Here is an 11,366-nt window from a genome sequence, read left to right on the forward strand (position 1 = left end):
GACCCCGTCACCCAGGCAGCCACAGCCCGGTGTCGTTGCTGCGCATGGCGGTCAACCAAGAGTGCACCGCCTCGCCGTTCACCTCCTGGACGGGGTAGTTGCGCGTCCGTACCACCTCCCGGGCGCCGGGCGACCAGTCGACGGTGGCCACGAGCATGCCCGTACGGGCATGCTCCCAGGCGACATCGGCGGCCAGGGCCTTGACCACCACCTTGCTGATCTTGCGCCGTTCCCGCTTGCACTGCACGATCATCAGCGGTGGGTTCTGCCCCCCGCCCGCGGTGCCTGACTCCCAGACCCTGATGTCCACCCCGTTGTCGTTGCGACCCGGACCGAGTTCGACCTCGAAACCTGCCCTGTGGAAGTACTCCGCCACCAGCGCTTCGAACTTCCGCCAGTGAATAGCCGCCAGATCCTCATACCGGCTGGCCAGATAGGTCACGAACCGCTGATCGAAAAACTGCCCGTAGGACGCGGTCACCGAGTCGGAAGTGAACAAGTCAGCCAGATCCAGGACATCGTTCCATTCGACAGTACGAACCCATTGTCGCCACGGGTCGGAGGCATTCTTGAAGTCCTCCTCGCGGAACACCAGGTCGACCGCATCAGCCAGCACGTCCCCATGCAGGCTACGGGCTGTGTCCCGTAGCAGCGCGCGCGTAGCCGGCGAGTGAACCTCCATCGACGTCACCAGGAGCTGAGCACCGCGTTCTTGCAGAACATCCAGCGACTCCAACTGGTGCGGCGGGACCGACTCGAGCACCGCATCGATGAAACCGAGAGCCTGCCAGACCAACTTTTTATCATGCAGCCGATCCCGCAGGAGGTACTGGATGGGCCGCATGGCCTGCAGCGCACCAGGCTGGACGAACGAGTCCGCAACGCAGCGATTCATGATCTCAAAGGCCTCGCTGCGCATCCGCACGCCAGCCTCGCCCGGTGGATACAAGTGCGCATAGCCGTGGCGTTGCAGACAGTCCAGGATGTCGGTCTCTGCGATGGCCAGTCCCGCCCGGTAGCCAACCATCTCGGTCAGCCGCTCAGCCACGATGCGCCGATCGGCGCGAAAGGCCCCCATCAGCTCTCCTCCGGGGAAGAGGGATCACAGGAGCGTTGCCGCGCCATGGCCAGGTACGCCAGCCCGGCCGGGGTGAGACGGTACTGCCAGGCACTGGCGTCCTCGAGGTAGCCGTGCCCGTGCGGGCCGAGCCGGCGGGCCGCCACCCGCCCGATGTCGATCTTCGCGATGGTCTGCTCGGGGGCGGAGGCGACGGCTTCGAGTGCCGCCTGCAGCCACTCGGGCAGCAGCGACCGGTCGGGAGCCGGCTCGTCGGACGGCTCTCTCAGGGCCCGCCCGGCGGCCCGCCCGTTGCGGGTGAGGCGGACCTGGGTATGCCAGACCGGGCCGCCGGGTGAGTCCTGCGCCACCCGCCTGAGCTCGATCAGCCCCCTGCGCTGCAGAGCGGCCAGCGTGGCACCGGCGCCCGCATCGAGCACTTCACGCTGGCCCAGCTGCTGCTGGACCGGCGTGGCTTCGGCAGCCGGGTGATCGACGCCGTAGGTGATCCACCGCCACTGCTCGGCCGGCTGCCTCTCCCGGGTGGCGTGCCAACGCCGCCTCTGGGCCTCCTCGTTGTCCCGGTCGATCGCGTACAGCACCTCGAGATAGATCTGCTGACGCGTATTCAGGCCCTTGGCAAGGCCGCCTGCACCGCCCGACAGCCCGCCGGGGGGTGCAGGGGGTGCAGGCGGCGGCGTCACGAGGATTCCGACTGCTGGATCGGCTCGAGCTGGTGGGAGGGCAGCAGCACGCTGCCGAGCTTGTGGGCCAGGTGCAGTTCGATGGGCAGCATCAAAGGGTCGGCGAAGTGCGCGGCCGCGAAGCGCCTCTGGTGCGCCAGCGCCGCCCACGCCGCGGGCGAGTCGTCGCTTTGCTTGACCGCCACGAGCAGTTCCAGCAGCTGCGGATTCCACACGTCCTTCAAGGTGTCGCGCTTCCAGCCTTCCTTGTCCTTGCTGACCTTGCCCCAGTGCGGCTCGAGCCGGGAGCCGCTCGGACTGCCCGGCCCGGCGGTGGAGGGCTTGTCGGCGGTGGCGAAGAACAACCGGTCGTTGTCCTTGCTTGCCCACAGCCCTGCGCCCACACCCGCCTGCACGTCCGGCCCGCCCTTGCCGAACGCGAAGTGCTGGGCGGTCTCGTCACGGACGTTGGTCCGCAGCCGGATGTGCCGCAGCCCCTTGCAGTCGTCTGCCGCCAGCGGCCGGTCGGGATGGAAGGCGAGCCGGTCGGCGGCCAGGTGCGGATTGGTCAGCGCCGGGCACAGCGAGCGGATGTTCTGGGCCAGGGTGAACAAGGCGAGATCGCCGCCGTCACAGGACTCGGCCACACAGTCGGCGAAGAAGTCCTGCACCTCCGGCTTGTCGAAGGTACGCGGCCGGTGCCAGCCGGCCAGCTGGATGGCCGCCCGGTGATAGGGAAGCCAGCCGGAGTAGGGTAGACGTACCAGGGCGTGGGGCCGATCGGGAACGGTGGCCACAGCCAGCGGCATGACGGCCTTGAAGTCGCCGGTGCGGCGCACCACCCACAGGCCCAGGCAGGCCACGTCGGTCAACTCGTGGGCCTTGGTGCCTTGCTGGGCCGGCGGCCTGACCAAGCCTGTCTGCCGGATCAGCAAGTCACTGACCGCCCTGCGGGTGCGCTCCCTCCGGCTGCTCGCCGACTCCTTCTCCTTCTGCTCTGCGTCGTCGTCGGGGCCGTCCTCCGTCTCCTCGCTCGCGGAGGGCGGCAGCAGGTTCTGGGTAACGGCCTCACACAGCGCCGCCCCGGCCCGGACCACCATCTTCGGGTCGTGGTCCACGGATGCGAAACCGTCGGCGCCGCGCATCTCCACCAGGACGAAGCGGGCCGTCGTTCCAGCCTCGGGATGCCCGAGGCCGCGGCTGACCTGCTGCTGGCGGCTGACACCGGCAGCCTTGAGACGGTCGTTGCGGCGCTTGATGTCCGCATCCAGCTCCAGGTCGTCGGCGATCTCGCCCACCGGCTCAACGCGCAGCAGCACCTCGAGTTCTGCGGTGGTGAACCGCTGCCGCCAGGCCTGCACCCGTTCGGGCTGGCCGGCCACGTCCACCGGCAGATCCAGCGCGAACACCACCGCGTTCAGTGCCTCGTCGCGCATGGTGGTGGTGTCGCACCACAGCACGATCTCGATCCGCGACCCTGCAGCCCCGGCCAGCGCGCTCCGGTCGATGCGCAGCAGATCCGCGGCAGCGGGCCGCGTGCGGGACGGGATCGGGACGCGTTCACACGGAGCGTCCACCTCCGCGAAGTCTGCCAGGGCGGGCACCAGCTGGCTGAAGATGCGCCACTTGTCCTTGGCGGAGATACCGTCGCCGACCGCGTGCCCGGTGTTTTTTCCCAGCCCGGGCCGGTAGGGGACACCCGCGACGGGAGGCCTGGGGCGGCCCTCACCGTCAGGCCCTGGCTCGAGGAAGGCCAGCGGGTCACGGGCCACCTCAGCGGGAACGGGCAGAAACGGGAAGGAACCCAGACGCGACAGTGTGGGCACCAAGTCGTCGGCCCACCCCATGAAGCCCTGCTTCTTTCCGGCCGGGCCGGGATGCCAGGCCATGGAAGCGAGCCCGAACGGGCTGCTGGTATCCGACCAGGGGGAGGGGGACAAAAGATGCACGCCGATGTTCCGCTTCGGATCGAAGACGTTGTACCGGGCCCACCGGCGCATCCCGACCCGCACGTGCAGCCGCGGCTGCGCCGCCGTCTCCAAGCCCCTGGTTTGCACCGACAGCCGCAACGTGTAGGACCACGGGTAACGCACACCGTTCGAACTCTCGTACACATGCGGCGGCCAGGACACCAGCTCCGCCCCGTCACGGGCAGCCGTCCGCCGCCACGACGACGTGTGCACCGCCTCGGCCACTGCCTCGGACTCAGCCTCCTCGTCCTCCTGTTCAGCCGCCTGGAGGTCACCGCCTACCTCGTCCGCAGCCATGCCGGCATCCGGTGCGCCGGCCTTGCCGTGGACGACCTTCCAACCACTCGTGCACAGGTGCGCGGCCAGCGCGTGCGGCACCAGCGTGTAGTCGGAACTCTCCGGCTCATCACCCAGCCCGACGTTCAGGGTCTTGCGGGTGAAATGGAGGTCCTCGCCGCGGAAGTCGTCCAGGATGCGGGCCAGCGCGGTGATGTCGATGACCTGCCGGCGCGAGCGCCGCTCGGCCAGCTGGTTGCGGTGCATCGCGGCGGCCATCAGGCCGCCCTTGACGAACTCCACCAACTGGGTGCGGTCCGGAGTTTTCCCGCCCGCGGCCGCCGACCAGGCCAGCCACATCTCGCCTCGCCGCGCGCGGGCATCATGGGTGAGGACCTGCGGCATCAGTGCGGCGATCGCACTGTTGACAGCCCACAGCGGAATGGCCCGCACTTCCTCCTCCGCCTCACCCTCGGCCGTGGTGGGCTTGAAGATCTGCTCACGCAGCGGCCGCGCCCAGGCCGCCGGGAACTCACACGTCCAGTACTGCGCCAGCGCATGGCCGGCGAAGGACTTCAGACGAAAGGAGAGGGGCTGTAAGAAATCATAGCGCACGGTGTTGCCTCACCAGGGTGTGCAGGGATTGACGAAGGGGCCGGTACAGCGGTCCGGCGACTTGCCCGTACGGCCCGTCGAGGGCTTCATCGAGGGCGTCGAGCATGCCTACCAGCGTGCTGTCGTCGCGGGTGGGGTCGAAGGCGGCATCGCAGAAGTACACACGCGCCGTGGCGCCGCCGCGCAGCATCCGGCCGATGATCTGGTTCAGCGGAGCGATGTTCGTCCAGTCCATGGCACGCCGCTGTGCCGAGCCGACATCGGTCAGCGCATACCGCAAGGACGCCTCCAGCAGGTCGAGCCAGGTGCGGCGGGCCAGCTCGCGGAACATCCCCGCCCGCTCGCCCAGCGCCGTCTCGGGGCCGGCCGACGGCACGCCGCCGCGGATCTCCTGCACAGCCCACCGGTTCATCGTCTGCACGTGATAGCTGAGGTCTTCGGGATGCAAGTGGGGACGGACCAGATAGAACGCGGCTCCCAGCGCGGCGACGTGGTCGTCGTTGAGGATGTTGTGCCCGCGCTCGATGGCCAGCTGAGGCGCGATGAGGATCCAGGCGTCCTGCTGCTTGGCCATCGCGTGTACGTTGCCGCGGGCGATGGTCTGCCCGCTCCAGTGATGGCTGCCGGAGTCGTCGTCGGGCACCATCTGCAGGATCTGATCGGCCCATTCGGGCCGCATCCTGATCAGATGCCGCAGCACTTCCTCGGCCTCCCGGTAGCTGCCCACCAGCAACAGGACACGCTGGCGCCCCTCGGGCAGGCTGTCGCGGATCTCCTCCAGCCGGCTCTTGCGCGGCCCGCGCAGCCCGAGCCGTCTGCCGCACAGCCCGGCCAGCAGTTCCCTGAGCGCCTCCATCCGCTCCGGGCCCTGCTGGCCCGACACTCGCACCATGTACGCGGCTCCGCTGGAGGCCTGCGCCTTGACCGGCAGATAGTCCAGCACGATCCGCTCATGCAGGGGCACCTTGTCACCGGTGCGGGAGGCCAGGATGCCCGCGACGGGCACCTGCACGTCGTAGCGTGGCGAGTTCCCAGCCCAGCTGGTCGCCGACAGCAGTAGGCACGCCGGCCCCGCATCTGCGTCACCGCCCGCCCCGCTGTGTGTTTCCCGGTATAGGTGCGGCAGGTTGAGCAGCAGCCAGCGGCCGATGCCCGAGCAGCGGAAGAACGACAGGGTGCCGATCTGCTCCGCCGCGCCCTCACTCTCGCGGTACTGGAAGCCCAGCAGGTTGCCCATGGGCGATTCCGGCACCAGCGGCAGGTACTCCGCCGGCGGGCGGTGCACGAGGCTGGAGCCCATCGCCTCCAGCCCGGTCTCCATCTCCACTTCCCAGCAGGCACGGGTCAGCAGAGCGAGCTTCTCGGCGAGCAACGCGACGATCATGGTGACCTGGAACCGCACCGCCAGCCGCTCCAGCGCCTGGTCCCCGCTCAGCACCACGTCGTCCTGCCCGCGCAACCACTCCACCAAGTCCTGCGTGACCAGGCCCGGTGGCTGATACCCGCGCGCCGTCAGATCACGCAGGAACGCGCAGGAGGCATCCGCCCCCAGGTAGCGTCCGGCGGGAGCATCCAGCCACTCCACGAAGACGTTCATCCAGCGCTTGCGGCACTCCTCGTCCGAGTCCCACATGGCCGGCTGCCCGCGCCGCTTCGCCTCACCCTCCGCCAAGGGACGCGGTCGGCGGGCAATCTCGCTCGCCAGCCGCATCGCCAGCCGCAACTCGTTGAAGTAGCCCTGGCTCAGCCACTCGCGCACATGGGCGTGCTCCGCCAGCAGACTGCGCAGATGGGTCACCAGCAGACCGGCCGTGCTGATGTCGACGGACCAGTCCCGCACCGGCTCGCTGAACAGGTGCTGACCGCGGGTATGCCGCATGTGCCGCTCGAACAACGGCCGCACCTCATCCAGCCAGGCATCCTCACCCGGGCCGGCCAGCGACTGCGAGGGACTGAACGCCTGGTCCCACTGGATCTGCACCCGGTCGGCCTCGTCCACCACGAAGGCATCGCTGCGCTGCCAGGCCAGCTCCAGATACCGCATGTCGTGCTGCGACAGCTGCTCGGGCACCCGGCAATGCATCAGGCTGGCGGGCGTGGCCACCCACACGGTGGCGTCCACCAGCTCCCGCGCCGCCTCGTGCCGCCCGCACACCGGCAGCAGCGAGCATCCCACAGCGGGCTCCCGCTGCTGCCTGTCCGTCCCTTCGCTGCTCCACGGCCGCAGCCGGTGCGAGCAGGGCGCGTCCTTCAGCGCCAGCGGCTCGGTCAGCTCGGCCACGCCCTGCAACACACACGAGGTGGAGATCCACCGCAGCCGCGGATCCTCCAGCAACGCCAGACCCCGCGCATGCACGTCCACGGGACGGTGCACCTGCTGCAGGTGCCGGCCCCGGTTGGCCGCTCCCAGGATCGGCGCCGCACGCACCCCGTACCGGCACAGCGCGGTGACCATGTCCAAAACAGCCACGACATCCCCGAGGACCACCGTCAGGGTGTGCCGCCGCTGCGGCTCGGCGCCTGCCCACACGGCCGCGACGGTGATCAGGGTGGTCTTGCCGACGGCCGGCATGCCCACCACGTGCACCACATCCTGAAGCGGCAGTCTCTTCGACGCGCGCATCCGGCCGTCCTGCTGCCGCACCAGCAGATACAGGTCATCGATCCGGCGGCGCCAGTTGCGCTGCTCACCCAGCTGCGCGTCCACCGCATCCATGCGATCGGCCGTCGCGGTCAGTGCCGACCAGCGCAACGTCACCGGCTTGCGCCGCCTGCCAGCACGATGGCGCTGTGCCGGCTGCGGCACCATCCCCTCCGGGATGACCACACCGGCATCCCCCCGCGCCATGCGGTATCGCACACCCTCCTGTGCCAGGCGCACTCGCCGCAGACGATGCTGCGGCAGCACGGCCAGCGCCTGTGCGTACACCTGGCTGCGCTGGGAGGCCACCGACACCGACACCCGCCGCTCCGGGGGCTGCTGCGGGTCCTTCACGTCGAACAGGCGCAACATCTCCGGCAGCGCCTGGTACGCCTCCAGCCTCTTGTTCCACGCATGCTTGCTCTTCAGCTCGCCCACCAGCCACCGCAGTGACGACGTCATAGCCACCGCACGCTGTCGGCGCGTACGGAAGTCGTAACCGCCCATCAACGCCCAGGCATCCGCCGCGGCCGCACCCGCAGCCCACGCCTCAAGCGCGGACAGCCCCAGTTCCACCGACGCCACCAGCCGCACATCCACACGCCCCAGGCCGCGGCTCTTGGCCGTCCGACGCAGCTGATGCCCCAGCCCCTCGTACCAGCCGCTCCGGTCACGCGCCACAGACAACCTCCCCCACAGGGCCCACGTCCGGGCACGAGGCGACCAGCGCCCGGTCGGAGACCACCTCGATCTCCGGCTGCGCCCGCAGCGCCGCACTGTGCCGCTCAAGAATCTTCAGGTAACTGCGGTTGCTGCGCAGCCGATCGTGTGGAACGACCAGATACCCCTTGCGGTAGGCGTACGGATCACCCGCCCCCCAGCGGGGGAACGTCTTGATGCGTCTGGCCAGCAGATAAGGACTGTGCCAATCCTTCACATCCACCCCGACGCTGTAGCCGTCCGGCCACAACGCCACCAGGTCCAGCGAGTCCAGCTTCGGGTACAGCACCACCCGCGCTCCTCGTGCGGCCAGCCGCTGTGCCAGATCCAGCTCCGGATGTCCCGGCAGGGCCACGAACCGCACAAGCTCCGGCTCCAGCCGCCGGGCCCCCTCCGCCTCCACCCAGACCGGCCCGGGAAGATCGTGCCGCTGCCCGCACCGCCATACCCGGCACCGCACCAAGCCGTCCGCCCGCGGAACGATCCACTGCTCGCACCCTCCGCATACCGCCACGCGCCCGCTCACCGCCAGCTCCACCGGTACCGGCCCGTACGACTCTTCCATCCAGGTCGCCCACTGCGGCACATCCAGCACCGCATTCTTCGCCGCCAAAAACGCATCCGGCCCCAGCACCGCGTGCGAGGTGACGAACAGCCGCCACCGCGCATACAGCTCCGGCCGCCCCAGCAGGGCAGCGGTGTCCTTGATGTGCTTCACCAGGGCGCTCTCGTGCACCTCGGACACCACGTCCTTGGCGGCAACTGCCCACTCCAGACAGAACTCGCTCGGCTCGCCGCCGATCAGAAGCCGCTCACCCCGCACCTGTGCGTCGGGGTCGAACTCCAGCGGCCAGGCATCCACCGACTGCTCGGCGCACCACACCCCTACCAGATCCTGCACGCCGACCGGGGCGGCCCTGCCCGCCCGAACACACAAGGCAGCCAGCCGGTCCAACCCGAGCTGCAGACTCCTGTGGTACGGCTGCTGAAGCTGACGCACCCCCGCCCAACCCCGCATGCCAACCAGCCCGGATGCCACCAGGCTCAAGACCACCTCACTCGCACGGACCGCACTGGCACGCCCGGAGAACACCGGCCCCGTCTGTTGTGTCTGACTCACGCCCCAAACGGTAGAGGCCACCACTGACAGTCATCTGACGAACCGGCCAGTAACCTCATGTGACCAGCAACAGCCTTACCAGGCCAGCCCCCAACCGCCTCACCCGTCACCGCCATCCCACTCAGCCATCCGCGCCAGCAGCAGACGAAGACGGTCCGCCCGCCCGGGCTCCCACGCTGGCAGCAACATCCCGGTCGCAGGATCCAGCTGCCCACGCCACTGCGCCACACGGTCCCGCACCGACGTCTGCCACCCGTCCCACCCAGCCCCCGGCCGACTGCTGATCACCTCCACCCGCAGCGGATGCCCCAGCCTCTCCAACCGGCCTGTCAGCACCGTCACCTGAGCCTCCGTCCACGCCAAAACCCGCCGCCGACCCAGAGCCCGCTCCAACACGGCGGCACCCTCAGCCGGCGAACACGCACCCGCAGGAACGCCAGGGCCACCCACCCCAGCGAACCGCACCACCACCTCCACCAGCCTGCGCCCGTTCCCGTCCACAGCGCTCACAACAGCAGCAGCCGCCGGCCGCACCCGACCCGACGCCGTCCGCCCCCCACTCACCGCCTCCACCCACACCACCGCAAGCAGAGGATCACCCAGCACCCCCCGCGCCCAACGCCTCAGCTCCCCGCGCCGCTCCCGCAACAGCGCCTGGAAACCCGCCACTTCCCGCATCCGCCAGCACATCGGACACAACCGCTCTCCCTCCCGCACCGCAAGAGAGCGATCACAGCACGCACCACACTGCTGACACACATGCGCCATCAATCTGCGCCGCCGAGCAGAAGCCTCCAACTGCCCAGCGGACGACGCCGTGGGGCGACTCGCCTCCACGCGGTACAGCCCCACCGAGCCCCGCCGCCCCTGACGGTAGGAGCGCACGCGAGCATCAGCCGGCCCCCCAGGCACCCGGGGAAGATCCCCCGACGCCAGCTGACTCTTCGACATCAGAAACCAGGGCACCTGCGCCCAGTCCTCATACTCTGCCAGCACACCCATGCCCAAGCCTCCAACCCGCACAGTCCGTAACAGAATCACAGGAAGCGAAGTTAGCCTGCAATCCAGATGGGAGCAACTACCAAAAGCCGCCCTGAGCAGCACATTTGAAGTTTACAAACTAAAAAAAGACACGCCGGTCACCCAAGCACCCGCCTCAAACCGGCCCGCAACACATCACCCACAGTCACGATTTGATCAGCCAGTCGCTCATACTCCGCCAACGCCACCTCACCACCAGGCTCCGGCCGCCGCCGGACAATCCCCGGATACCGATCACGCCAGTCCCGAAGCGCAGCAACCGCCTCAGCGGACACCGACCAGCACCCTGCCCGCACCTGCCACGCCAACCCAGCCGGAAGACGAAACGACACAGCCTCCGGATAGCCCCCATCCCGGGCCCCCGGCCACCGCCCCATCCCAGCAAACTCCTCGCCAGCCTCCGGCCACACCCTGCACCACCCTCGAACCTCCACCTCCCGACGCACCCCAAAAACGGCAAGCGCATCCACTGTGTCCAGCACCTCACCCGCATCCCGCAAGCGCGCCACCTCCCTGCGCCAACCGGCCCGTACCACCGCGGCCTCGCTCCGACTCAAGCCCCTCACATCCCACCGGGCACTGCCCGCCAGCGCCCGCCGAAGCTCGCGGTGCCTCTCAACCACCTCCCGGAGCTCAACCCGCGTACCCAAAGCCACCTTGACCGTCATCAGCGTCGTGCCCTCACCACTCACCACCCCAGCCTCCCAGCACCTCACCACACAGACACAACAAATCCCCGCGCCAGCCAGCAGAAACCACCCCGACGATCGCTCAGTTCGAACGGTGGGAAGGCCCTCAACTTGATTCCTGTCCTGCCGCCAGGCAGGACGCATCTTTTTGCCGCGCAGGCCGTCAGGCCTGCTAACTACCACAGAAACCAACCAAGTTGGCCCGCCAGGGCCAACACAACAATCACCTGACACACAGTCGTGCCGTCAGGCACGTAGTCGGGGGAGAGGGCAACCCAAATATCTGTGCAACCACCCAGTTTTGACATCACCGGCGCCGCCAGGCGCCGGCTCTTCCCCCAGTGAGGGGGAAAGGCCCTCAACTCGGTTCCTGTCCTGCCGCCAGGCAGGACGCATCCTTTTGCCGCGCAGGCCGTCAGGCCTGCTAACTACCACAGAAACCAACCAAGTTGGCCCGCCAGGGCCAACACAATCACCTGACACACAGTCGTGCCGTCAGGCACGACGACAGTCCTTGACGGGCCGTCAGGCCCGTAGTTGGCCGTCAGGCCAAC

The 11,366-nt window shown here is 68.8% G+C and carries 6 protein-coding genes; all 6 read right to left on the reverse strand.

Annotated features, from left to right (window positions below; genetic code table 11):
- Window positions 1-7: 7 nt before the first annotated feature.
- The 6 genes from RI578_RS40375 to RI578_RS40400 all read right to left on the reverse strand — a co-directional run bounded on the left by RI578_RS40375 (window position 8) and on the right by RI578_RS40400 (window position 10,791).
- A complete protein-coding gene (locus tag RI578_RS40375; RefSeq protein ID WP_310869064.1) occupies window positions 8-1,078 on the reverse strand; it encodes a restriction endonuclease in 1,071 nt (356 codons plus the stop codon).
- Window positions 1,078-1,761 carry a hypothetical protein gene (locus RI578_RS40380; protein ID WP_310869063.1) on the reverse strand — a complete coding sequence of 228 codons (684 nt, stop codon included), beginning with the start codon at window positions 1,759-1,761 and terminating at the stop codon, window positions 1,078-1,080. The genes RI578_RS40375 and RI578_RS40380 overlap by 1 nt, the downstream gene beginning before the upstream one ends.
- Window positions 1,758-4,601, reverse strand: a complete 2,844-nt coding sequence (locus tag RI578_RS40385) for an RNaseH domain-containing protein (protein WP_310869062.1) — start codon at window positions 4,599-4,601, stop codon at window positions 1,758-1,760. Before RI578_RS40385 ends, RI578_RS40380 begins: the two co-directional genes overlap by 4 nt.
- Window positions 4,591-7,923, reverse strand: a complete 3,333-nt coding sequence (locus RI578_RS40390; RefSeq protein WP_310869061.1) for a hypothetical protein — start codon at window positions 7,921-7,923, stop codon at window positions 4,591-4,593. Before RI578_RS40390 ends, RI578_RS40385 begins: the two co-directional genes overlap by 11 nt.
- Window positions 7,913-9,082, reverse strand: a complete 1,170-nt coding sequence (locus tag RI578_RS40395; RefSeq protein ID WP_310869060.1) for a hypothetical protein — start codon at window positions 9,080-9,082, stop codon at window positions 7,913-7,915. The genes RI578_RS40390 and RI578_RS40395 overlap by 11 nt, the downstream gene beginning before the upstream one ends.
- A gap of 1,139 nt (window positions 9,083-10,221) precedes the next feature.
- The gene (locus RI578_RS40400) at window positions 10,222-10,791 is read right to left on the reverse strand and encodes a hypothetical protein (RefSeq protein ID WP_310869059.1); all 570 of its coding nucleotides are present in this window, start codon (window positions 10,789-10,791) and stop codon (window positions 10,222-10,224) included.
- Between the last annotated feature and the right edge of the window lie 575 nt (window positions 10,792-11,366).

Origin of the sequence: Streptomyces sp. BB1-1-1 (assembly GCF_031597775.1) — a bacterium.
In the GTDB taxonomy this organism is placed as follows: Bacteria; Actinomycetota; Actinomycetes; order Streptomycetales; family Streptomycetaceae; genus Streptomyces; species Streptomyces thinghirensis.